This is a genomic window from Streptomyces sp. Q6, from assembly GCF_036967205.1.
GTDB lineage: Bacteria > Actinomycetota > Actinomycetes > Streptomycetales > Streptomycetaceae > Streptomyces > Streptomyces citrinus.
Genome location: NZ_CP146022.1, coordinates 995442 through 1019102, shown reverse-complemented (window position 1 = coordinate 1019102; position 23661 = coordinate 995442). Strand labels below are relative to the sequence as shown.

20 protein-coding genes and 1 pseudogene are annotated in these 23661 nt (G+C 70.0%); 11 read left to right on the top strand and 10 right to left on the bottom strand.

What is annotated here, in order from left to right; genetic code table 11:
* Position 1: 1 nt before the first annotated feature.
* The 5 genes from V2W30_RS04860 (at position 2) to V2W30_RS04840 (ending at position 8423) form a co-directional block, all read left to right on the top strand.
* Positions 2–910 carry a carbohydrate ABC transporter permease gene (locus V2W30_RS04860; protein WP_338693933.1) on the top strand — a complete coding sequence of 303 codons (909 nt, stop codon included), beginning with the start codon at positions 2–4 and terminating at the stop codon, positions 908–910.
* Positions 911–959: 49 nt separating this feature from the next.
* Positions 960–3551 (top strand): family 78 glycoside hydrolase catalytic domain, encoded by a 2592-nt coding sequence (locus V2W30_RS04855; RefSeq protein WP_338693931.1) that lies wholly within the window; start codon positions 960–962, stop codon positions 3549–3551.
* Positions 3552–3973: 422 nt separating this feature from the next.
* On the top strand, positions 3974–4114 hold the full coding sequence (locus tag V2W30_RS04850; RefSeq protein ID WP_338693929.1) for a hypothetical protein: 141 nt from the start codon (positions 3974–3976) through the stop codon (positions 4112–4114).
* Between the two features lie 453 nt (positions 4115–4567).
* On the top strand, positions 4568–7042 hold the full coding sequence (locus V2W30_RS04845; RefSeq protein ID WP_338693927.1) for a beta-glucosidase H: 2475 nt from the start codon (positions 4568–4570) through the stop codon (positions 7040–7042).
* A 31-nt stretch (positions 7043–7073) separates the two neighbouring features.
* Positions 7074–8423, top strand: a complete 1350-nt coding sequence (locus V2W30_RS04840; protein WP_338693925.1) for an ABC transporter substrate-binding protein — start codon at positions 7074–7076, stop codon at positions 8421–8423.
* 72 nt (positions 8424–8495) lie between these two features.
* Here V2W30_RS04840 and V2W30_RS04835 read toward each other — a convergent pair whose 3' ends face one another.
* The 7 genes and pseudogenes from V2W30_RS04835 to V2W30_RS04805 all read right to left on the bottom strand — a co-directional run bounded on the left by V2W30_RS04835 (position 8496) and on the right by V2W30_RS04805 (position 16037).
* A complete protein-coding gene (locus V2W30_RS04835) occupies positions 8496–9839 on the bottom strand; it encodes an MFS transporter (protein ID WP_338693923.1) in 1344 nt (447 codons plus the stop codon).
* A gap of 329 nt (positions 9840–10168) precedes the next feature.
* Positions 10169–11376, bottom strand: a pseudogene (locus tag V2W30_RS04830) (IS701 family transposase).
* Positions 11377–11430: 54 nt separating this feature from the next.
* Complete coding sequence (locus tag V2W30_RS04825) at positions 11431–12252, bottom strand: IclR family transcriptional regulator (protein WP_425244483.1); 822 nt, start codon at positions 12250–12252, stop codon at positions 11431–11433.
* Between the two features lie 81 nt (positions 12253–12333).
* On the bottom strand, positions 12334–12780 hold the full coding sequence (locus V2W30_RS04820; RefSeq protein WP_338693921.1) for a MarR family winged helix-turn-helix transcriptional regulator: 447 nt from the start codon (positions 12778–12780) through the stop codon (positions 12334–12336).
* Between the two features lie 91 nt (positions 12781–12871).
* The gene (locus V2W30_RS04815) at positions 12872–13726 is read right to left on the bottom strand and encodes a fumarylacetoacetate hydrolase family protein (RefSeq protein WP_338693919.1); all 855 of its coding nucleotides are present in this window, start codon (positions 13724–13726) and stop codon (positions 12872–12874) included.
* Positions 13727–13767: 41 nt separating this feature from the next.
* Positions 13768–14805 carry a cupin domain-containing protein gene (locus V2W30_RS04810; RefSeq protein ID WP_338693917.1) on the bottom strand — a complete coding sequence of 346 codons (1038 nt, stop codon included), beginning with the start codon at positions 14803–14805 and terminating at the stop codon, positions 13768–13770.
* A gap of 20 nt (positions 14806–14825) precedes the next feature.
* On the bottom strand, positions 14826–16037 hold the full coding sequence (locus V2W30_RS04805) for an FAD-dependent monooxygenase (RefSeq protein ID WP_338693915.1): 1212 nt from the start codon (positions 16035–16037) through the stop codon (positions 14826–14828).
* A 776-nt stretch (positions 16038–16813) separates the two neighbouring features.
* Here V2W30_RS04805 and V2W30_RS04800 point away from each other — a divergent pair.
* Positions 16814–16954, top strand: coding sequence for a hypothetical protein (locus tag V2W30_RS04800; protein WP_338693913.1), 141 nt, complete (start codon positions 16814–16816; stop codon positions 16952–16954).
* A 148-nt stretch (positions 16955–17102) separates the two neighbouring features.
* On the opposite strand, the gene V2W30_RS04795 is transcribed toward V2W30_RS04800, so the two are convergent.
* A complete protein-coding gene (locus V2W30_RS04795; RefSeq protein WP_338693911.1) occupies positions 17103–18434 on the bottom strand; it encodes a M28 family metallopeptidase in 1332 nt (443 codons plus the stop codon).
* On the bottom strand, positions 18431–18997 hold the full coding sequence (locus V2W30_RS04790) for a phospholipase A2 (protein WP_338693909.1): 567 nt from the start codon (positions 18995–18997) through the stop codon (positions 18431–18433). Before V2W30_RS04790 ends, V2W30_RS04795 begins: the two co-directional genes overlap by 4 nt.
* Here V2W30_RS04790 and V2W30_RS04785 point away from each other — a divergent pair.
* Genes V2W30_RS04785 through V2W30_RS04775 form a run of 3 tightly spaced genes read left to right on the top strand, consistent with a single transcriptional unit; the run spans position 18996 to position 20574 of the window.
* Complete coding sequence (locus V2W30_RS04785; protein WP_338693907.1) at positions 18996–19364, top strand: hypothetical protein; 369 nt, start codon at positions 18996–18998, stop codon at positions 19362–19364. The two genes, V2W30_RS04790 and V2W30_RS04785, sit on opposite strands and share 2 nt — an antisense overlap.
* A gap of 12 nt (positions 19365–19376) precedes the next feature.
* Positions 19377–20129: a hypothetical protein gene (locus tag V2W30_RS04780; RefSeq protein ID WP_338693904.1), complete on the top strand. Its 753-nt coding sequence runs from the start codon at positions 19377–19379 to the stop codon at positions 20127–20129.
* The gene (locus tag V2W30_RS04775) at positions 20107–20574 is read left to right on the top strand and encodes an RDD family protein (protein ID WP_338703487.1); all 468 of its coding nucleotides are present in this window, start codon (positions 20107–20109) and stop codon (positions 20572–20574) included. The genes V2W30_RS04780 and V2W30_RS04775 overlap by 23 nt, the downstream gene beginning before the upstream one ends.
* A gap of 11 nt (positions 20575–20585) precedes the next feature.
* Here V2W30_RS04775 and V2W30_RS04770 read toward each other — a convergent pair whose 3' ends face one another.
* Positions 20586–21989: an MFS transporter gene (locus V2W30_RS04770; protein ID WP_338693903.1), complete on the bottom strand. Its 1404-nt coding sequence runs from the start codon at positions 21987–21989 to the stop codon at positions 20586–20588.
* A 165-nt stretch (positions 21990–22154) separates the two neighbouring features.
* Between V2W30_RS04770 and V2W30_RS04765 the strand changes: the two genes are divergently transcribed.
* Positions 22155–22577 (top strand): DUF7144 family membrane protein, encoded by a 423-nt coding sequence (locus V2W30_RS04765; protein ID WP_338693901.1) that lies wholly within the window; start codon positions 22155–22157, stop codon positions 22575–22577.
* A 24-nt stretch (positions 22578–22601) separates the two neighbouring features.
* Positions 22602–23657 (top strand): polyphosphate kinase 2 family protein, encoded by a 1056-nt coding sequence (locus tag V2W30_RS04760; protein WP_338693899.1) that lies wholly within the window; start codon positions 22602–22604, stop codon positions 23655–23657.
* Positions 23658–23661: the final 4 nt, after the last annotated feature.

Below are 23661 nucleotides of genomic sequence, written 5' to 3'. Positions count from 1 at the left end.
CATGGCCCTCGACACCACCCACCCCGCCACGGCCACGGGCACCAGCGAACCTCCCGCCGCCCGCGCCCCGCGCCGCACCTCGCGTCCCGGAGGCACCCGCCTCTGGGTCAAGATCGTCATCGCGCTGCTGCTGATCGTCGAGATCTACCCGCTGATCTGGATGTTCCTCACGTCGCTCAAGTCCAACAGCGACTACCTCAACCACTCCACCTGGAGCCTGCCCACCCACTGGGAGTGGGGCAACTACGCGGACGCCTGGACGACCGGAAACATCGGCCTCTACGTCAAGAACAGCGTCCTGGCCGTCGTGCCCGCGCTCGCCCTCATGCTGCTCCTCGGCACCGCCGCCGGCTTCGCCCTCCAGGTCATGGTCTGGAAGGGTCGCAACCTCACCCTGCTGGTCTTCCTCGCGGGCATGATGGTGCCCCCGCAGATGATCCTGCTGCCGCTGTTCACCGTCTACTTCCAGACCGGCCTGTCCGGCACCTTGTGGCCGCTCATCCTCACGTACACCGGCACCGGTCTGCCTCTGACGGTCTTCATGATGGCCACGTACTACCGCAGCGTGCCCCGGGAACTGTTCGAGGCGGCCACCATCGACGGCGCCGGCATCCTGCGCGCGTTCTGGACCATCAGCCTGCCCCTGGTCCGCAACGCCCTCCTCACCGTCGGTCTCGTCCAGTTCTTCTTCATCTGGAACGACCTCCTCATCGCCCTCACCTTCACCAACAACCAGGATCTGCGCACCATCCAGGTCGGCCTGCTCAACTTCACCGGTGACTTCGGCGCCACCCAGTACGGCCCGCTGTTCGCCGCGATCTGCATCAACGTCTTCGGCACGCTCGTGATCTACCTCTTCCTCAACCAGAAGGTGATGAAGGGCCTCACGTCCGGCGCCGTCAAGGGCTGATCACCACCGCCCCTGGTGATCGACGCCCATCTCTTGAAAGGCCCCCTTCGTGACCTCTCTGCCCACCCCCGTCACGTTCGAGCACCTGCGTGACGGACTCGGGACCGGCACCCCCGCCCCCCGACTGTCCTGGCAGCTACCCGACCTCACCACCTCACAGGAGGCGTACGAACTCGAGATCGACCGCGCCGGCACCGTCCACCGCACCGGCCGTATCGACACCGACCACCAACTCCTCGCCCCCTGGCCCACCACACCCCTGAAATCGCGCGAACGCGCCACCGTCCGCGTTCGCGTCTGGACCGCCGGCCACGACGAACCGTCCCCGTGGAGCGCCCCCTCCACCGTCGAAGCCGGACTGCTCACGCCCGCCGACTGGTCCGCCCGGCCCGTCGGCGCCGCCTGGGAGGAGGCCCCCGACACCGACCGCCGTCCCGCCCGCGTCCGCAAGGACTTCACCCTCACCAAGCCCGTCGCCCACGCCCGCCTGTACATCACCGCCCATGGCCTCTACGAAGCCGAGATCAACGGACGGCGCGTCGGCGACGACACCCTCTCGCCCGGCTGGACCGTCTACGGTCAGCGGCTGCGCTACTACACCTACGACGTCACCGACCACCTCACCGACGGCGCCAACACCATCGGCGCCTGGCTCGGCGACGGCTGGTACCGGGGCCGCATCGGCTTCGACGGCGGCACCCGGGACCTCTACGGAACCGACCAGTCCCTGATCGCCCAACTGGAGATCACCCACCTCGACTCCAGCACCACGACCATCGGGACCGACGCCACCTGGCAGGCCGCCCCCAGCCCCATCCTCACCGCCGGCCTGTACGAGGGCGAGACCTACGACGCCCGCCTCGACGAAGCCGCCTGGTCCACCCCGCACCACACCGACACCGCCTGGCAGCCCGTCGCCGTTCACCACCGCGACCCCGCCACCCTGATCGCCCCGCAGACCTCACCCGTGCGCTGCACCCAGGAAATCCGCCCGACCCGCATCACCCGCACCGCCGACGGACGCCATCTGCTCGACTTCGGCCAGAACCTCGTCGGCCGACTGCGGATCACCCCGGACGGTCCCCGCGGAACCCGCATCACCCTGCGCCACGCCGAAGTCCTCCAGGACGGCGAACTCGCCACCCGCCCGCTGCGCGAAGCCGTCTCCATCGACACCCTCGTCCTCGACGGCACGGGCCCGCTCACCTGGGAACCGCGCTTCACCCTGCATGGCTTCCGGTACGCCGAAATCAGCGGCTGGCCGGGCGAGTTGACCGGTCAGGACGTAACGGCACGGGTGTACCACACGGACATGCGGCGCACCGGATGGTTCGAGTGCAGCGACGACCTGATCAACCGCCTCCACGAGAACGTCGTCTGGAGCATGCGCGGCAACTTCGTCGACCTGCCCACCGACTGCCCTCAGCGCGACGAACGCCTCGGCTGGACCGGCGACATCCAGGTCTTCGCCCCCACCGCGAGCTTCCTGTACGACTGCGCCGGCATGCTCGACTCCTGGCTCACCGACGTCGCCGTCGAACAACTCCCCGACGGCACCGTCCCCTGGTACGTCCCCGTCATCCCCGGCGGCCCGCAGTGGACACCGATCCAGCCCGGCGCCGCCTGGGGCGACGTCGCCACCCTCACCCCCTGGGTCCTCTACCAGCGCTTCGGCGACCTCGAACTCCTGCGCCGCCACTTCCCGATGGCCCGCGCCTGGGTCGACCTGCAGACCCGCCTCGCCGGGCCGAACCGCCTGTGGGACCAGGGACAGCAGCTGGGCGACTGGCTCGACCCCGCCGCGCCCCCGGAGGACCCGGCGGCCACCCGCACCGACCGCTACCTCGTCGCCACCGCCTACTTCGCGCACTCCGCGCGCCACCTGGCCCGCGCCGCGGCCGAACTGGGCGAGGCCGACACCGCGCACACCTACCACCTTCTGGCCGACGAGGTGGCCGAGGCGTTCCGCGGTCGCTACCTCCTGCCGTCCGGCCGAATGACCAGCGACAGCGCCACCGCGTACGCGATCGCTCTGGTCTTCGACCTGCTCGGCTCCGAGGAGCAGCGCACACAGGCGGGCAAGCGGCTCGCCGAGCTCGTCGACGAGAACGACGCCAAGATCGCGACCGGCTTCGTCGGTACCCCACTGATCTGCGACGCGCTCACTGACACCGGCCACCTCGACACCGCCTACCGGCTGCTCACCCAGACTGCGTGCCCGTCGTGGCTGTACACCGTGACCATGGGCGCCACCACCATCTGGGAGCGCTGGGACAGCATGCGCCCGGACGGCACCCTCAACCCGGGCGGCATGACCTCCTTCAACCACTACGCCCTCGGCGCCGTCGCCGACTGGCTCCACCGTGTCGTCGCCGGCATCGCGCCGGCCGAACCCGGCTACCGCTCCATCGAGTTCAGGCCCCGCCCCGGGGCGGGACTGACCTGGGCGCGCGCCAGCCACACCACTCCCTACGGTGAGGCCGCGATCGCGTGGGAACTGTCCGCCGGTGTGCTCAGCGCCGCGGTGACTGTGCCCGCGGGCTGTCAGGGCACAGTCGAACTGCCTGGTCGCCCACCGATCCGTGTAGGGCCGGGACGGCACCTCCTCAGCAACGAATCCGCCGGCGACCAAGCGGCCTGAATCTCTCCGCCGCCCAGCAACACAGCCGCCCCGCAAGGGGGGCGGAGATCAGGACGGCGGTGCGTGAGCGAACCTGACCCCGCTCCCCACCGTCCGGTGGGCGTCGCGCTCTCGACAGAGGGGAGAGAGCGCGACGCCCCACCACTGCCGACACGTCAGTCAGGCCGACTTCGACTCGGCCACCGAAAGCCGCACGTTCACCCTGATCGCCTCCGATGAGGCCGTGGTTGTCTTCGGTGCCGCACTCGGCCGCTCCGTCGATGCCCAGGCACCCCACGTCCGGCTTCGCTTCACCCGCACGCCCACGACCGTCGGAGAGGACCTCGGCGTCCTGCTCAGTACGACCGACGGTCTGCCGATGCCGCACGGTGTGGTCGGCGACAGGCCCCGTACCGACCTCTTTCGCGACGACGGGGTCTGTGGTGCCACCGCCGTACGAGGCCGTCCCGCTTCAGGAAGCGCTGTGGTGGCACCCGCTGCACACGCACGACTTCACCCACGTCTGGCTGCGGGAAGCCGCTCAGCGCGTCGCGGTCGAGCTCGACCGACCCGTCGCGTTCTGACCTCTCGCAAGGGCGCGTGCCGTACGTCAGTGGGTGGCGGACCATCTGCTGAGTGAATATCCCTTATCGCCGCGATGGATAGCGTCGTGCGTGGGCTCGGAATTGAAATGCTTCAATGCATCTGCCCTGAACAAGCCCTGGTCAGGGGTGCCGGTCGAGAACTTCCCCGCCGGTGGGTTGACCGGTGGTTCAACGTCCCATAATTTCGCCTGCGTTGACTGAGACGTTTCCTTTTCAGCTATTGCCGGTGCGGAATTGAGTCGTGGGGCGCGACCTCTTCCCGGCGTTACAGGCAGGCTGTGAAACGACTCGGCGCTTCTGAGCGCTGCCGGGCCTACCAGCAGCGGACCCACTCCGGCCATGCCCGGCGCATGCACAACGCCCCTTGATTCGCGGGGGAGTTGCGCGGACGACCGAGGTCAATGGCTGCCACCCCGTTTCGGAGAGCCGCCAGTGAATCGACGTACCTTCCTGTCCGCAGCCACCCTCACGGCCGTCACGGTCGGCATGGCACTCCTCCTCACCGGCCCGGCCGGTGCCGCGACAACCGACACCCCGCAGAGCCGGGCCGACACCCTCCTGGCCAAGATGACCGCAGCGCAGAAGGAAGCGCTCATCCGCTGCGACTTCGCGTCCCTGGCCGGCCTGGGGATCCCCGCCCTCGCCATGGTCGACGCCTCGGCCGGACTGCGCGGCGAGCAGGGCGTCACCGCCTTCCCCGTCCCCCTTGCTCAGGCCGCCTCGTTCGACACGGCGCTGGTCAAGGACATCGGTACCGCGATCGGTGCCGAAGGCCGGGCCAAGGGCTACAACAATCTGCTCGGCCCGACCGTGGACATCACCCGCACCTGGCACTTCGGCCGCCAGGCGGAGGGGATGGGCGAGGACCCGCTCCTCGCCGGGCAGCTCGGCGCAGCCGTCACGCTCGGCATGCAGAGCCAGAACGTCGTGGCCACCGTGAAGCACTTCGCCGCCTACACCCAGGAGACGAACCGCTTCTTCACCGACACCAAGATCTCCGACCGCGCTCTGCGCGAGATATACAGCGGCCCCTTCCGCCGCATCGTGAAGGCCGCCCCCACCACCTCGGTCATGATGGCCTACCCGAAGATCAACGGAATCTTCGCGACCCAGAGCCCGGCCCTGTTCACCCTCCTCAAGAACGACCTGGGCCTGGCCGGTTACACCGTCCCCGACTTCTGGGCCGGCGACGACCAGGTGGCCGCCGCCAAGGCCGGGATGGATCTGGCGGGGCTCGGCCCGGCGGGCGTCAAACTCACCGTCGGACAGCTCACCAACGGGTCGATCAGCACAGAGCGGCTCAACGACGCCGCCCGGCGCATCCTCATCGCCATGTACGCCGCCGGACTGTTCGACAACCCGCTGCCCGTTCCGGCCGACAATGTCAGCACCCAGGCTCACCAGGACCTCGCCCACCGGGCCGCCGTCGCCTCCACCGTCCTGCTCGCCAACCGTAACGGCGCACTTCCGCTGCCCGCCTCCCTCAAGAAGATCGCCGTCATCGGCCCCGCCAACGGCGACACCTACACCGGTATCGCCGGCTCCAGCTACGTCGACCCCGGCACCTGGACCACGCCGCTCCAGGCCGTCCGCGCCCGCGCAGGGAGCATCAGCGTCGTCAGTGCCCAGGGCACCAAGGGCGACATCCCGCTCGCCACCGTGCCCGCCGGCGTCCTGCGCACCGCCACCGGCGCCACCGGAATCGACGTCGCCTACTACGCCGGTGACAAGGCCGACGGCACCCTGCTGACCACCGCCACCGCGCAGACCATCGACTTCACCGTGGCACCCATCGACGGTCTCCCCGCCGTCTGGTCGGCCAAGTGGACCGGCACGCTCGTCCCCACCAGCACGGGACTGCACCGGTTCTCACTGCTGCCGGCCGGGACCGCCGAGCTCACCCTCGACTCGAAGACGGTCGTGTCCGGCACCCGCCACAGCCGCCGCTTCTTCCTGGGCCCCTACGACTATCCCTTGCACGGCACCGCGGAACTGACCGCGGGCCGCGCCGTCCCGATCGAGATCACCTACACCAACGCGCCCGCCGACACCGGCACCTGCGGCCTCACCCTGGGATGGCAGCCCGACTCCCTCATCCCCGCCGCTGTGGACGCCGCCCGAGCAGCGGATGCCGCCATCGTCTTCGTCAACCGCGTCGCCGGTGAGGACATGGACCACGGACAGTTCGGCCTGCCCGGCGATCAGGACCAGCTCATCAGCCAGGTCGCCGCCGTCAACGCCCGCACCATCGTCGTCCTCAACACGGACGGCCCGGTCGCCATGCCGTGGGCCTCCGACGTCGCCGCCGTCCTGCAGGCCTGGTACGGAGGCAGAGGCATGGGAACCGCGCTGGCCGCCGTCCTGTTCGGCGACAGCGACCCCAGCGGCCGCCTGCCCGTGACCTTCCCCAAGGACGCCACCCAGGGACCCGGCACCAGTCAGTCCACCTACCCCGGCGTGAACGGCACTGTCACCTTCGACGAGGGCACCGCCGTCGGCTACCGCTACTACGACGCCAAGGGCCAGACTCCCCGGTACCCCTTCGGTCACGGCCTCTCCTACACCACCTTCGCCCTGGGTTCCCTCGAAGCCGCCTGGGATCCGGCGAAGCAGCAGGCCACCCTCGCCGTGACCGTCACCAACACCGGGTCCCGCGCCGGAACCGACGTCGTCCAGGTCTACGCCACCTTGCCCAGTGGCGCCGCCGCCGAACCGCGGCGCCTGGTCGCGTACCGCAAGGTCACTCTGGCCGCCAAGGCCGGCACCCGCGTCGAACTCGCCGTTCCCGCCGACGACCTGACGGTATGGGCGTCCGGAAAGTGGGCCCTGGCTCCGGGTACCTACACCCTCGCTGTCGGCCACTCGTCTCGCGATCTCACTGCCCAGCGCGCGATCACCATCAACTGATTCCGCTCTTTCCCGCCGGCCCTCGCACCGAGTGCACCTCGGCCGAGGGCCGGCCCGCACGATCCCCGTCGCCCTGCCCCGCCAGGCCCGAACATCCCACTGCCCAGGAGCAGAAACCGTGTCGCGCACCAGCCGCCTGACCAGGAGCGCCATAGCGCTCATCCTCACCGTGACCGCAGCAGGATGCGTTTCCGGGCAGAGCCACGGACCAGACCTCACGATCAAGGCGAACGTCACGGACAAAGTCGCCATGACCTCGGTTGTCCGGGCTTTTCGCACCGCACACCCCGACGTCACCATCGACGTCACGTACGAGGACACCAACGCCCTCCAGAAGACCCTGCCGCGCGACCTGAAAAGCGGCGACGCACCCGACGTCTTCACCGTCTGGCCCGGTAGTGGCAACCCGGCCTCAGCCACCGTACTGTCCGAGAGCAGCTACCTCGACGATCTCGCCCTGCACCGATTCGCCTGGAACCTGCCCGACGACGTCCAGGCCGTGGTCGGCGACCACGGCAGCGTCATGATCGTCCCCTCCAGTTACAGCGCCATCGGCGCCATCTACGCCCAGCAGACCCTCACATCCATCGGCGGCACGGAGCCCACGACGTTCGCCCAGGTGCTCGCCCTGTGCGACAAGGCCCAACAGCACGGCAAGGTGCTCTTCGCCCTTGGCAACAAGACCCCTTGGGTCACCCAGCTCGTCTCCTACGCGCTGGCCGCCGGCACCGTCTACGCCCAGAACCCGTCATTCGCCGACGACATCGCACTGCGCCGTACCAGCTTCGCCAAGTCCGGCTGGCGCGAGGCGCTGGACAAGTATCTGCGGATGGGGGACCGCGGATGCTTCAGCCCCGACCCCCTGGGCACCACGTATGAGGAAAGCCTGGACCAGGTCGCCTCGGGGAAGGCCGTGGCCGTCGTCCAGGTCGCAAGCGCCCTCGCCGAGCTCAGATCCGCAGCCCCCGAACTGAGCTACGTCATGCACGCGCTCCCGGCCGGTGAGGACCCGAAGCGGACCCGCATGCCGGCCGCTGTCTCGGCGGCTTACGGCATCAACGCGCACACGGAGCACGCGAAGACCGCCAAGGAGTTCGTGGACTTCCTGGCCTCCCCGAAAGGACAGAACCTCTACAACAGCAAGGGCACCACGTTGCCGGCGATCCCGAACTCCTCGTTCAAGATCGACCCTGCCGTCGCCGAGGTCGCCCACCGTCAGAAGAACGGCACCACGGTGCCGTTCATGGACCAGACCTGGCCCAACTCCGCAGTGCAGCAGACCCACTTCCAGCAGATTCACGATCTGTTCGCCGGCTCGACAAGCGTCTCCAGCGCACTCAAGGCCATGGACCACGCGTACCGTGACGGCCCGCTCGGCTGACCCGTCACCACCTGAGACGGACCGGGCCCGGTACTCCCCACGTGAGGGAGAGCCGGGCCCGGCGACGTCATATCAGTGTTGGACGGCCGAGGGCTGGGCCGGCGCCGCGAAGCGTGGTGTGCCGGTACGGCTGCGCATCACGAACAGCAACAGGCCCGCCGCGGCGAAGACCACTCCGGTCGACACATACAGAGCCCGCGGTGTCGCCCCGGCATCCAGCAGCCAGCCCGCCGCCGACGGCGCCAGGATCGCGCCCACCCGGCCCACACCGATGGCCGCCCCCACACCGGTGGCACGCAGTTCCGTGGAGTACACCGCCGGGGTGAGCGCGTACAGCCCGGCCACGCAGCCGTTGACGGCGACGCCGATCACGGCGCCCAGACAGAACGCCAGCACCAGTGTGTCGGTCGACGCGGCGAATGCCACTACCAGCGCCCCGGCCGCGAACAGATATCCACGCAGCACACCGGTCAGCGCGAAGCGGGCGGCGAGCGTCCCCAGCAGAGCCGTCCCGAAGATGCCGCCCACATTCAGCAGCGTGCCGCCGGTCAGCCCCTGTGACGAGGACATCCCGGCCTCGACCAGGAGTGTCGGGGTCCAGCTCGTCACGAAGTAGAACGCCGCCATCACCAGGAAGAAGGCGCCCCACAGCACCAGCGTCGAGCGAAGCAGACCACGGCTCAGCAACGCCCGGAAACCGGCCGCCTGCTCCCGGTCACGCACCTCGGGCAGTTCAGTCAGTTCCGCATGCCCCATACGCCGGGCCAGCGCGTTGACCCGCTCCAGCGCGCGGGCCGGCTTCCTGGTGCACAAGAACTCCAGCGACTCCGGCAGGAAGAAGTAGGCGAGGGGAATGACCAGCACGGTGCCGAGGCCGCCCGCCAGGAACACCGACCGCCAGCCGTGATGGTCGATGAGCGCCACCGACGAGAGTCCGCCGACGGTCGCGCCGATGGCGTAGCCGGTCGAATTGAGACTGACGGCGAGCCCGCGCCAGCGCCGGGAGGCGAACTCGCCCGCGATCACGTTGCTGCAGGCGAGAACGGCGCCGATCCCCACTCCGGTCAGCAGTCGTAGGAGCGCCAACTGCTCCCAGTTCTGGCTCGCCGACGACGCCGTCATGCCCACCGCGGCCGTGATCAGACCGGCGAGGATCACCGGCCGCCTGCCGATCCGGTCCGCCCGTGGCGCGATCAGCAGCGCGCCCAGCGCCATCCCGGCCAGGCCGCTGCTCAGCAGCAGGCCCAGCGTGCCCGAGTCCAGCGACCACTGGCCGGAGACGGCCCTGCCGGTGAACGACATCACCAGCACGTCGAATCCGTCGAGCGTGTTGAGCAGTACGCACAGGGCGATGGCCCGCCACTGGAAACGCGACATGGGGCCCTCGTCCAGGGCCTGTCGCCATGCGGCGCTCACCGCATGCTCCGTTCAACGCTGTGGCCCGCGAATGACACATACATGGCAGCACTCCGTTGTCGACTGCGAGGGAGCCGGCCGCGCCCGGGGGAACGGCGTGCGGTGCATGCCTCCCGGCGTCCGGCGCAGTCATGGTCCGGGCAGCCGCGCCACGCGGACAGGCCGTTTTCCGGATGCCGGGAAAGGAATCGTTTCCGGCCTGCGCCGTCTAGTAGGACTTTGTTAGGTGGTGTCGTAGGGCTGCCAGGGTGCGGGTTGGTGGCAGGTGGGGCAGTGTCCTGACCAGGTGGCGAGCGTCTGCTGGAGTTGTGCGAGGGCCTGGTAGAGGGTCAGGCCCCGGCAGGGGCTTTTGGGTCGGTGCGCTGTTCGGTGAGGAAGAGGTGGGCCGCGGTCACCAGGGTGGTGTGGCGGTGCCAGCCGTCCCAGGACCGGCCCTCGAAGTGGTCGAGACCGAGGGCGGTCTTCAGCTCGCGGTAGTCGTGCTCGATGCGCCAGCGGGTCTTGGCGAGGCGGACCAGGACCCGGGGTGGCAGATCGGCGGGCAGGTTGGAGAGCCAGTACCTGACCGGCTCGTCGGCGCCTTTGGGCCACTGGGCGATCAGCCAGCGCAGAGCGATGGTGCCATCGTCGGCGGGCCGGGGACGACGACCGGCCGGACGGACCCGCAGGAACACGAACCGGGCCCGCATCCGGCCCCGCGAGCCGCGTCGCCAGCCGACGGTGACGGCCTGGCCGGGGTCCGCGGCCCGGACGTGCTCGCGCAGGCTGACCGGGCGGGTCCGGTAGCGGGCAAGCGGGCGCGGGCCCAGTCCGCTGTAGGGCGGGGTGACCGGCTCGATATCTGCCGGGTAGGCCGTCAACTCGCCCTTGACCTGCAGCACATAGGCCAGCTGTCGCTCCTCCAGCCCCTGCGGAAGGAGGCGTTGTTGCCGTATCCGGCGTCGGCGGCCACCACCGCGGGCCGCAGGCCGAGCCCGGCCAGCTCGTCGAGCATGTCGAAGGCCAGCTGCCACTTGGGCCGGTGATGCACGTCTGTCGGGATGCGGCAGTGCCGGCGCTGCCGGGCGGCATCAGGCCCGTCCCAGCTCTCGGGCAGGAACAGCCGCCAGGCCAGCGGGCAGGATGCGCGGTCGGTGGCCGCGTGCACGCTCACTGCTACCTGGCAGTTGGCGGTCTTGCCCAGCGGCGGGCAGTACTGCGCGGCGACCGCGGGCGACAGGTCACCGTCCTTGGGGAAACCGGTGTCGTCCACCACCCACACCTCCGGCCGGACCACCGCCATCGCACGGCGGGCCAGCCGCTGCTGGACCGCGTTGGCGGGCCAGGTCGACGAGGTGACGAACTGCTGCAGCCGTTGATGATCGACGCCGAGTCGGCGGGCCATCGGCTGCATCGACTTGCGCCGGCCGTCCAGGAGCAGGCCCCGCAGATACAGTCCGCCCTTGGCCCGCTGGTCCGACCGCACCAACGGCGCGAACACCTCCGCCGCAAAATCCTCCAGCCGGTCACGGCACCCGGCAAGCTCCTCCGGAGTCATACCCCCAGCGAACTACCGAGCCCTGAACCTGACCAGTCACCTAACAAAGTCCTACTAGAAGGCGCCTGCGTGAAGTGCTCGTGAAATGGCGCGACCGCTGGTGCGCACGAGGTCGGCCAGGGCTCCGGTCGGCATCGACCGGTGGCGCACCACCAGCGACAGCGCGGCCACCACCTCGCCGGAGCGGCCGGTGACCGGAGCGGCGACGGAAAGGGTGTCCAGGGACAACTGACGGTCACTGACCGCGTAGCCGCAGGCCCGGGTCCGGGCCAGGACGCGCCGCAGCTGGGCCGGGTCGGTCAGCGTGAACGGCGTGTGGGCTTCCAGCGGTGTCGCCAGGGCGACGTCCTGCACGTGGGCCGGCGCGTGGGCGAGCAGCACCAGCCCGGCGCCGGTCGCGGTGATCCCCAAACGCCCACCGACCCGGGTCAGGGTCGGCACGGCAGCGGATCCGCCGAGCCGTTCCACGAACACCACCTCGGTGCCCTCGCGCACCGCCAACTGAACGTTCTCGCGAGTCGCCTGACACAGATCCTCCAGGTAGGGCAGCGCGGTCTCCCGCAGCCCCTGACCCCGCGGTGCCAGCGCCCCGACTTCCCACAGGCGCAGCCCGATCCGATAGCGGCCTCGCTCGTCACGCTCCAAGGCGCCCCAGGCCAGCAGGTCAGCGAGCATGCGGTGCACCGTCGACACCGGGAGACCCGACCGCCGGGCCAGTTCACTGAGCGACAGATGAGCATGCTGGGCGGAGAACGCCCCCAGAATCTGTAGCGCACGGCCGATGACGGGGCCGGGTCCTGCTGGTGGGGTGTCACGGATCGCCGACGCGGACGCGGGAGGCGACGTCGAGGCGGGGGAGAGGTGTTCGACGGACACGATGCGGCTCCTCGTGCGGGCACGCAGCGGGACGAGGGCGACCTACCGCCCCACGCGCCGATGTCGCGCGATGAGGGGCTGTCAGTCGCCGTCGGCCAGCTCGTCACCCATGAAAGCGATACGACGCAAACTGTCGACGACCAGGTCCCGCTGGTCTTCGGGGAGCAGCTTCAGCAGCTGCTCGTTGATCTGTTCGGCCGGCGGGATCAAAGCAGCCAGCAGATCGCTTCCCGTCGCGGTGAGTTCGAGCACCGTGCGGCGTCGGTCCTCGGTGTCGCGCGCCTGGCTCACGTACCCCTGACCGGTCAGACGGCGCACCATCTGGTTGATCGTGGAGCGGTCCAGCGACGTCAGCCTCCCCAGAGTGCGCTGATCGATGCCCGGCTTATGGGAGAGCGCGTTGAGGACCGCGAACTGCTGGGACGTGATCTCCCGGGACACGTGCTGTGACCACAGGGCCGTGTGCACCTGCTCCGCGCGGCGGATCAGATGCCCGATGTAGTTCTGCAGGTCCAGTGCGCGTGCCACGGTCTCCGTCTTTCTTTGCCGGCGTGGTGCCGCCCGGCGGCGGACTGCCGCTGGGGAGTCTATGGGCGCCACCACGCCGGAGCGGTACCGGCTAGCGTCCGGGGCGCTGCTCGTAGGCCGTCGCTCGAGAGCCGTCGACGCCGACCTCCAAGCGGCCGACCCGTTCGATGTCGACGACGACGTGGTCACCGTGCTTGAGCGGCCCGACACCCGCAGGCGTTCCCGTGGCGATCACATCGCCCGGGTGGAGGGTCATCACGGACGACGTGTAGGCGATCAGCTGGCGGACCCCGAAGATGAGGTCGGCCGTGTTGGTGCGCTGGCGGGTCTCGCCCGCGACGTCGCAGCGCAGTTCGAGCGCGTCCGGGTCGGGAATCTCGTCCGCGCTGACCACCCAGGGTCCGATCGGGGTGAACGTGTCGAACGACTTGCGGGTGGAGCGGTCCTCGCCGGAGCGGACCGTGATGTCCAGTACGCAGGTGTAGCCGAAGACGTGATCCAGCGCGTCGTCGGCACTCACCTTGGCCGCGGTGCGACCGATGACGACGCCCAGCTCGCCTTCCTGGTCGGTGCGCTTGTCGCTGTACGGCAGCACGATGTCCTGGCCGGGGCCGATCACCGACGAGTTGGCCTTGAGGAACACACCGAGATCCGCGATCGACGTCGTGTACTCCATCTCGGCCTTGTGGTCGAGATAGTTGACGGGTGCGCCGACGATCTTGCCAGGTCGGGGGAGAGGCGCCTCCAGCGCGACCTCGGCCAGTGGCAGGCGCGTGCCGACCGCGAGGTCGATCTGCGGCGCCCCGTCCCGCTCGACACGTTCGATGTACTGCTGCAGCGCGCCGGACGGCGAGGACGGCGACGGGGCGAGCTGGTCGGTCACGTCGACGATGTCATCGCCGTCGACGAGCCCGAGCCGTCCCTTGTTGAAGAGCGCGAGGCGCATCAGGGTCTCCTTGGGGAAGAGCGATCGGGGAAGAAGAGGGCTCAGGCGCCGGGGTCGGCGCTCTGACCGCGGTAGAGGCCGAGCGAGCGCATGACGGGCTCGTCGTTGTAGGAGAAGAGCACCGCGTCGTCGGAGCCGGACGTGTTCACATGCCGGTAGGAGGCCCAGCCGGGAATCGCGAACGTGTCGTGCTGGGACCAGTCGAGGCGCACCCCGTCCACGATGGTGGCGCCCGCGCCGCGGACGACGCTGAAGATCTGGGACGTGGTCTGCTGGTGCCCGGCCCCGTCGAAGCCGGGCCGCAGCCGCTGCACGCGGCAGCCGATCGTCGGCATGACCGGCCCGCCGGTCCAGGGGTTGGTGTATTCGAGGACGATCCCGTCCACCGCGCTGCCCTCGGCGCTGTCCGCGATCGCGTCCAGGGCGCGCTGGGTCTCGGCCCATGTGTAGCGCGTGATGGGGGAGTTGGGCCCCTCCGGGGCCAGCCACGTCGGAGTGAGCCGACCGTGCAGGAACTGGCGGCTGCCCGCGTCGTCGGGCCGCGTGACCGGCTGGAGACGCTGCGGGTACTTCTCGTAGAACCCGGCCTCCAGCGCATTGATCAGGGGGTAGTCGAGAGCATCGAGCCAGATCATGGGATCCGTGCCCTCGTGCGTGTGGTCGTGCCAGTGCCATCCCGGAGTCAGCAGCAGGTCCCCGGGAGCCATGAAGACCCGCTCGCCGTTGACGGTGGTCCAGGCGCCGCTGCCTTCCAGGATGAAGCGGAAGGCATTGGAGGTGTGGCGGTGGGCCTGCGCGGTCTCCCCGGGCAGGATGATCTGCAGCCCCGCGTACAGGGTGTTGACCGTGGCCGGAGGGTCGGTGAGGCCGGGGTTGACGAGCATCAGGACACGCCGCTCGGCCTCTTCCAGAGACAGCGTCTGCGAGAAGTGCAGCAGTTGCGGGCGCAGGTTCTGCCAGCTCCACCGGTAGGGCACCGCGCGGCTCTTCGGCTCGGCGGGGAACAGATTCCCGTAGAAGCGCCACAGCGGAGCGGCGCCCAGATTCTCCAGCGCCTTGTAGGCGGGATCGTCGGTCATGGTGGTACTCCTGTCAGGTGTCACAGGGCAGGGACGTCGGCGGTGGCCGGCGTCCACACCCAGGCGATGTCGTCGAAGTCCTCGGGCGAGCGGGCGGACAGCAGCTGGTTGCGCAGGGTGGCTCCCATGCCCTCCAGGTGGCAGATCTCGCCGAAGCGCCGGGCGTTGGTCTGGATGCGCGCGGCGCGCTCTACGCGGGCCTCGGCGTAGGAGGCGAAAGCGGCGTCTGGGTCGGTGTGCTGGGACAGGGCACGGCCGAGCGCCACCGCGTCCTCCAGGGCCTGACACGCGCCCTGGGCCAGGTACTGCAGCATCGGGTGCGCAGCGTCGCCGAGCAGCACGATCCGTCCGTGGACCCAGTTGCTGAGGGGCAGTCGGTCGAACAGCGGCCAGCGTCGCTCGCGGGAGACAAGGGGAAGCGCGTCACGTACCGCCTGACACGTGCCCGCGAAGCGCTCCTCCAGCTCGACTTCGGTGCCCCAGTCGTCCGAGTCCGGCGTGTAGTGGTCGCTCTCGAACACGGCGACCTGGTTGTAGAGCTCGCCGCGGCGCACCGGGTACTGCACCAGATGCATGCGCGGCCCGGCCCACACCATGACCGCCTCGGAGGCGGCGTGCTGGGACATCCGTCCGGACATACGGTCGGTCGGCAGTGCCCCGCGGAAGGCGACGTACCGGGAACAGACGGGATCCCCGTCGCCGACCAGAGCCTGCCGCAGCCGTGAGTGCAGTCCATCCGCCGCGATCACGGCATCGGCCACCAGGACCTCGTGCCCCTCGGCGAAATGCAGCCTGACCTGCGCCGCGTCCTGTTCGGCACGGGTAACGGTGTGCCCGGTGCGCAACGTGATGGCGGGGTGGTCCTCGCAGGCAGCCAGCAAGGCGGCGTGCAGGTCGGTGCGGTGCGTCACCAGATAGGGGTGCCGGAATCGCTGAATGTACGCGTCGCTGCGCAGATCGAGCGAGGTGACCTGGTCACCGGTCAGGGCGTCCATCATGACCAGGCGGGGTGGGGCGACGGCGTGCTTGCGGACGGCGTCCAGCACACCGAGTTCGTCCAGCGCCAGCGAGGCGTTGGGGGCGAGTTGCAGACCTGCCCCTATCTCGCCGAACCGGGCGGCTCGTTCCACGAGCGTGACCTGGTGTCCGGCACGGGCCGTGGCCAGGGCGGCGGCCAGACCGCCGATGCCACCTCCGACTACGACGATGCGGGACGCGGGGACTCTGGGCATTCGGCCTCCTTGAGCGAACGGGTTGGAGGACACGGAGGCGCAAGGAGAGAACATCTCGACAGATAGTCAGTACGCCAACCATTGGTGTGCGGACGATATTAAGGCGGGGTTACTTCCAGGTCAACGGGTGTGATGAAAGCCGGTGGCCCTACGAGTCCCGGAGGAGCGCGACAGTGGATGTCAGCTGCTCGGTGGGTGCGGTTGAACGATGGCAGCCTTTGGATGCGGACCGGGGTGGCTGTGAGCGGTGCGGCGGGAGGCCTGTAGCTCATGGCGGTCGTTATTGGCACCTGTACGACGATGTCCGCGGCCCTGCCCCGACGTGGGCGGAGGTGTGCGGGCGCTCGGCCATGTCGAGCTGGATCAACTCCACTGCCATGGGCGGAGATTCAGCTCGGGATTCTCAGGCAAGTACCTGCTGCTCGACAAGGACGCGTACTGGGTGGACTTCCCCAAGTTCGCGCACTGTGACGCTTCCAAGGTGGCCGTGGCCTGCACGGCTCCTCTGCCTTGACAGGCTGCTGCTCGCTGGTGGGGCCCGGCGCACAGTTCTCGCTGGGCCCCACCAGCCCCAGGACGGACGCGACAGGAAGGAGCGGCAATGCCTGAGAACCTTGAATGGATCGCCGAGGCATGGCGCGGCGCGAACAACCTGAACGCCAGCGACCTCCACCTCACCTGCGCCCGGGGGCTCAGCCCCACCAGCTGGCCGAACGCGTCGCCGCCCATGAGCACGTCGAGGTCGTCCCGCGCTGACCATTCAGGAAGCACACAGCATGGTCGACCTCGCACAGATCTACTGTGTCGGCCGCCGCGGCCAAAGCGGTGACTGGTCGTTCATCGTGGAGTGCGTGGGCAGCGAAGGCTGGGCCCTGGGTCCTGCCATGTCGCACGGCGCCGAGGTGGTCCTCGGATGACCAGGGGCACTGTCGCTCAGGGTGTGGTCGCGCCTCTGTGCCGCGCCTCCGTGTCGGAGCGTCAGCGGTAGGGCGTACGGCGGTTGATCCCACGAGGACGGGCGCGCGGCACACGGTGATCGCTCCGTGTGCCGCGCGCCCGTTCGTGTCAGAAGGTCAGTTTCCAGCTGTCGATGTAGCCGGTGTCCTGTGCTGCCACGTCCTGGACCCGCAGCTTCCACGTCCCGTTGGCGGCCTCGCTCGACGCGTTGACCGTGTAGGTGGCGATCACGTTGTCCGCGGAGTCGCTGGAGCTGGAGTTCTTGAGCCGGTACGCGGAGCCGTCGGGTGCGAGGAGGTCGACGACCAGGTCGCCGCGGTAGGTGTGCTTGATGTCGACGCTCGCCTTGAGCGTGGCGGGCGCGTTGCCGGTGCGGCCGGTGACGGAGACGGACGACGTCACGGCTGCCCCGTTGTCGGGTACGGCCACGTCCGTGGTGTTCTCGAAGACCGTGCCGGAGGGAGGCGGCGTGGTCGCGGCGGACAGACCCCAGACCGCGTAGGCGACGGCGTCGCTGTTCCGGTCGAGCGCCGTGTCGTTGATGTTGGCCGAGGTGTCGCACGACGAGTGGTAGCACCGGTCGAAGGCCAGGCCGGAGGTGCCGCCCCACTTCTGGGCCTGGGCCGCGGTCTTGGTGTAGTCGGCGCCGGAGAAGAGACCGCCGACAGGTATGCCGGCGTTCTTGAACGGGGCGTGGTCGGAGCGGCCGTCGCCCTCCGTCTCGATCTCGGTCGGTATCGAGAGGCCGGCGTAGTAGTCCTTGAACGTCTTCTCGATCGTGGGGTCGTCGTCGTACACGAAGTAGCCGGGGTTGGGCGAGCCGATCATGTCGAAGTTCAGATATCCGGTGATCTTCGCGCGGTCGGCCGCGGCGAGACGGTTGACGTAGTACGTCGATCCGACCATGCCGAGTTCCTCCGCTCCCCACCAGGCGAACCGCAGGTGCTTCGACGGCTGGTAGCCGGCCCGCGAGACGGCGAGGGCCGTCTCCAGGATCGCGGCCGACCCGGAACCGTTGTCGTTGATCCCTGGACCGGCCGTGACGGAGTCGAGGTGCGCGCCGGTCATCAGGACCTGGCTCGCGTCGCCGCCCGGCCAGTCGGCGATCAGGTTGTACCCGGTCGAGCCGTTGGAGGTGAACGTCTGGAGCGTGGTGGTGAATCCGGCGGCGTCCAGTGTGGCCTTCACGTAGTCGATGGAGGCCTTGTAGCCCGCCCTGCCGTGGGCGCGGTTGCCGCCGTTGGCGGTGGCGATGGACTGGAGCTGGGCGAGGTGCGCCTTGACGTTGGCGACCGGGATGTCCGGGGCCGCGAGGGCGGCGGTGGACGCCGGGGTGGTGGACGGGGCCGCGGATGAGGGGACGGTGGGAGCGAGGAGGGCGGCTAGTGCGAGGGACGCCGCTGCTGCCACGGTCGTGCGTCTGGGGAAGGAGAGAGTCATGTGGGGGCTCCGGGTTCCGTACGCGCGAAGGGATCGGGGTGTGGAACTGGCCGTGCGCCCCTCTCCGCGGTGGGCGGGAAGGGGCGCGGTGCGTGCCCGATCGTGGACTCTTGACGGCGCACCGTCAAGACGGAATCCGGGCGGCTGTGTTCGCTCAGCGGACGCGGCCGATATCGGCCCACCAGGATGCCGCCCCGGGCGACCGCGCCGAGCTCGTCGACCGCCTGGTCGTACGCCCAGGCCACGGACGTGCGGGAGGCGGCGCCGACGCCGGAGCGGGCGGCGCGGACCCGCTTGAGGTCCTCGCACAGCACGGTGTCGAGACGCGCCTTGTTGGCGGAGAAGATGCCCGCGGCCTCGCCGGTGCGGTGGCCGAAGGCGTGGCGTGCGCAGGCCGTCCTGAACGGGAAGCCCAAGAGGTTGCCCGGCGGCGTGGAGCGGTAGGCCGTCGACCAGTCGAATCCGTAGGCGCTCCAGGCACTCACCCCCGGCGAGCGATGCCGCCGCCCCGCCGCGCCATGACGCTGGGCCGAAGGTCCGGTCGTGGTCAGGGGGCGGGTCATGGCGTGGAACGTTTCGTTCACGGCACGGAGGCGGGCCACGTCGCCGGTTGTCCTGCGGCGGGTCGGGGGATGCCTCCTGATCGAGGTGCGCGGGGCGATCGGCCCCGCGGCCGAGGCGCATGTCGGGCGGGTGCTGCACGGGGCCATCCGGCCGGGCGGCACCGGCGTGCTCGTCGACTGCCGGCACACTCCGGACCTCGGGCCCAGCGGGCTGAGCGTGATGCGGCTCGCCCGGATCCTCTCGGCGCGCCACGGGCTGGCCTTCGGCTTCGTCGGGGAGACGACGTACGTTCCCGAACTGCCCCGAGGCAAGACGGAGTTGCGCGACTCACCCGGCGCGGAGGATGTCGGGCCCACCGCCGCCTGATTCGGTCGCTGGATGGCCGAGGAGAGTGCGGTGGGCGCGGTGGCCGTGGCCACCCGGTGGGCGCGGGGTGCGCTCGGCGCCCTGGTGAAGGTGCCGAGCCTGGTGCTCCGCCCGCTGGTGGAGGCGGTGCTCGACGGGATGGACCTGGACGCCGTTGTCGCCCGGGTCGACGTGAACCGGATCGCCGACCGGGTGGACGTCGGGCGGATCGCCGCCCGGGTCGATGTGAACGCCATCGCCGCGCGCGTCGACGTGGGTGCCGTCGTCGGCCGCGTCGACGTCGGGGCGATCGTGGAGCGCGTGGACATCGACGCCGTGATCGAGCGGGTGGATGTCGACGCGATCGTCGAGCGGGTGGACGTCGACGCCGTCGTCCGTCGGGTGGACATCGACGCCGTCGCCGAGCGCGTGGACGTCGAGGGGATCATCGAGCGGATCGACGTCAACGCCATCGCCGACCGGATCGACGTCGAGCGCGTCGCCCTGCGGATCGACGTGGACGGGATCGCCGCCCGCGTCGACGTCGACGCCGTCCTCTCCCGGTTCGACCTCGTCGCGCTCAGCCGTGACGTGCTGCGCGACATCGACCTCGGGCGGATCGTGCGCGACACCGGCGGCGGCATGACCGTGGAGGCCGTCGACACGGTACGGCGGCTCGGGCAGCTCGGGGACCGGAGCGTCAACCGGTTCGCCGACCGGCTGCTGCGGCGGGCCGCACCCGCCCTCGACGAAACATCGGGTCCTGCGGTCGGGCAACCGCCGTGAGCGCCGCCAACGGCAGACCGGAACCGCGGCCGGAAGCGGCCGGACTCGTGTCCCGCGGTGTCGCGGCGCTGCTCGACGCGCTGGCCCTCGGCCTGGTCGGCCTCGCCGTCCAGGTCGGCGCCGGCTGTGCGCGGCTGCTCGCCACCGGCCCCCGTTCCAACTGCCGCAGATCCCCCTCTGGCTGTCGGGGCCCGTCGGTTGGGCCGTCGCCGTCACCTACCTGGCGGGCGGCTGGACCGCGCTCGGCGCCTCGCCCGGGTCCCGGTTGATGGGCCTGCGCGTGACGGACCGCGCGGGACGCAGGCTCCGGCTGCCGCGCGCTCTCGCGCGGGCCGCCCTGTGCGTGAGCTTCCCGCTGGGCCTGCTCTGGATTCCGCTCAGCAAGCGGCGCGTGGCCCTCCAGGACCTCGTGGTCCGCAGCGAGGTGTCGTACGACCTCCGCTGACGCCGCGGCCCTCACCCGTGGTGGGTGGGGACCGGCGTGTGGGGCAGCAGCGCCGCCGCGCCGAGGCCGCCGAGCCCGATGACCGCGAGGACCACGAGCGCGGCGGCGTACGGGCCGATGCCGGGGTCCGTCACGAGGATCGTGCCGGCGATCGCGGTCCCCACCGACGAGCCCAGGTTGGAGACACTGCGGGACAGGCCGGAGATCTCCCCCTGGAGGTCCTCGGGGAAGCTGGACTGGACGACGTTGACCGACGGGGTCAGCATCAGCCCCACCCCCAGGCCGATCAGCAGCAGCCCCGGCGTGAAGACCCAGGCGCGCGGGGAGCCGTGGGCCATGGCCAGGAGCACGCCGAGACCGGCCACCGTCACGCCGAATCCCGTCATGATCAGCGTCCGCTGCTCATGGCGTTTCGCGAACCGCTCGGCTCCGAGCGAGCTGATGAGCAGGCCCAGCGTGGACGCGGTGAAGATCACCCCGGTGCCGATGGCGCTGTATCCCCGTACGACCTGGAGGTAGGCCGCGACCACGAACGACACGCCCATGAGCATCAGCCACTGGGTGTGCTGCGTGATCAGCCCGAGGTTGGACGTCCGGTCGCGGAACAGCTCGGTGGGGAGCAGGGGTTGGGCTCCGGCGCGCTCCCTCGCGTGGACCCAGCGGAAGAAGCCGGCCAGGACCAGGGCGCCGACGAGGAGCAGGGCGGCCATGAGCCAGCCGTTGTCGTCCGCCGCGAGGATGCCGAGGACGACGAGGACCAGGCCGGACGCCGACAGGATCGCGCCGACCGTGTCGAAGTCGCGCTCGGGATCCGGTGCCAGGGGGTCGTGCAGGCTCCGGCTGAGCAGGATGACGATCACGACCACCACGGCCTGGAACACGAACGCCGCGCGCCAGCTGACGGCCGACGTGATGAAACCGCCGAGGAGCGGCCCGGTGGCGGCCCCGATCCCGGCCATCGCCATGATCGCCCCGAACGCCCGTGCCCGGGAGGCGACTTCGGTGAACAGCAGGGTCGTCAGGATGTACACCGGCGGGATGAGCAGCGCGGTGCCGATGCCCTCCAGGATCGAGTTGCCGAGGATGAGCACGCCGAGGCCGGGCGCCGCCGCGCTGAGCAGGGCGCCGACCCCGTAGATCGCGAGGCCGACGATCAGGCAGCGCTTGCGGCCGTAACGGTCGCTGAGGATGCCGCCCGGGATCATCAGGGCCGCCATGACCAGCAGGAAGGCGGTGATCGCCGTCTGGACGCCCTGCACGGTCGTGTCCAGGTCCTCGCTGATGTCCTGGATCATCACCGTCATGTTCGAACCGGCGAAGCTGCAGATGAACTGCGCCAGCGCGAGCGGCGCGAGGATGCGGCGTCGCCGGCTGCGGCTGCTTCTGCTGTCTGCCGCGTCTGGGGTGGTTGCCACGTTCATCGCCTCGATTCCACGCGTCGGCCGGACTCCCGACAGACTCCGGGCGGCCTCTGCGGCGGGCGTCACCCCCGGAGGGTGACGACCCGGCGGCGGCGCCGGACCGACACTCGGCGGCACAGCGGTGCAATCGGCACCCTTCTCGACCCTGGGGGTCCTGTCATGGCCACCTCTACCGGTTCGCAGCACGGAGCGGGCACCGCGAAGGCCGCGGCCGCCGCCGGGCTGACGATCTTCGCGGCAGTGATGCTCTTCATCTCCGGATCCATGGACTTCTGCCGCGGCCTGATGGCGGTTCTGGAGGACAAGGTCTTCCTCACCACGCCCGACTACGTCTTCGAGTTCGACCTCACCACCTGGGGCTGGATCCACCTGATCCTCGGCGTGGTCGCGGTCGTCGTCAGCCTCGGCCTCTTCGCCACGATGAAGTGGGCCAGGATCCTCGGCATCGTCCTCGCCGGCCTGCTGATCATCGCCAACTTCCTCTCCATCCCGTACTACCCCCTGTGGTCGCTGACCCTGATCGCGATCGACGGGTTCGTGATCTGGGGGCTGTGCGTGGTCCGGAAGGACACCCTGTACTGACCGCGCACTCACCGAGGCGGGCCCATGAAGGACGGACAGGCGCGTACGAGGGACAAGAGGGCCGAGCGGATCGCCGACTTCATCGCACCCCTGCGGGTCGAGCCCGGGTCGAAGGTGCACCTGTCCAAGGACTTCGACCCCGCCCGCACGACCGGCCCGAAGGACCGGCGGGAGGGGGAGGAGGTGCTCCGCACGGGGGTCGAGCTGCTGGCCGACTACCAGCGCAGGCTGGCCGCCGACGGCAGCCACGGGGTCCTGCTCTGCCTCCAGGGGCTGGACGCCGGCGGCAAGGACGGCATGATCCGCCATGTCATGAGCGGCGTGAACCCGCAGGGCGTGCGCGTGGCCGGCTTCAAGGTGCCCTCGCACGAGGAGCTGGCCCACGACTATCTCTGGCGCTACACCCGTGAACTGCCGCGCCGGGGTGAGATCGGCATCTTCAACCGCTCCCACTACGAGGAGGTCCTGGTGGTACGGGTGCACCCCGAACTCCTCGACCGCCAGGGCCTTCCGGGCCCGGCGAAGGGGCCTGAGAAAGGCTCCAGGAAGGGCTCCGGGAAAGGCTCCGGGAAGGGCGCGAAAAAGCAGGGCCCGCAGCAGGGCGGCAAGGCATTCTGGCGGCGGCGCTACCGCGAGATCAACGACTGGGAGCGCTATCTCACGGACAACGGGTTCAGGGTCGTCAAACTGTTCCTGAACCTGTCCAAGGAGGAGCAGCGCGTCCGCTTCCTCAAGCGGATCGACGTACCGGAGCGCAACTGGAAGTTCTCGGCGGCGGATGCCCGCGAACGCCGACGGTGGGACGACTACCAGCGGGCGTTCGAGGAGATGCTGTCCGCCACGAGCACCCCCTGGGCGCCCTGGTACGTCGTGCCCGCCGACCACAAGTGGTACGCGCGGATCTGCGCGGCCGCCGTCCTGGCCCACACCCTGTGGGACATCGACCCACGCTACCCGGACATCGGCGTCGAGAGCCGCCGTGAACTGCAGCGGGAGAAGCGCACGTTGGAGAAGGAGGCGCCGCCCGGCGCGCCCGCCGACCCGTACGCCGGTAAACACGGCAAGGGGCGGGCGCGGTGACCGC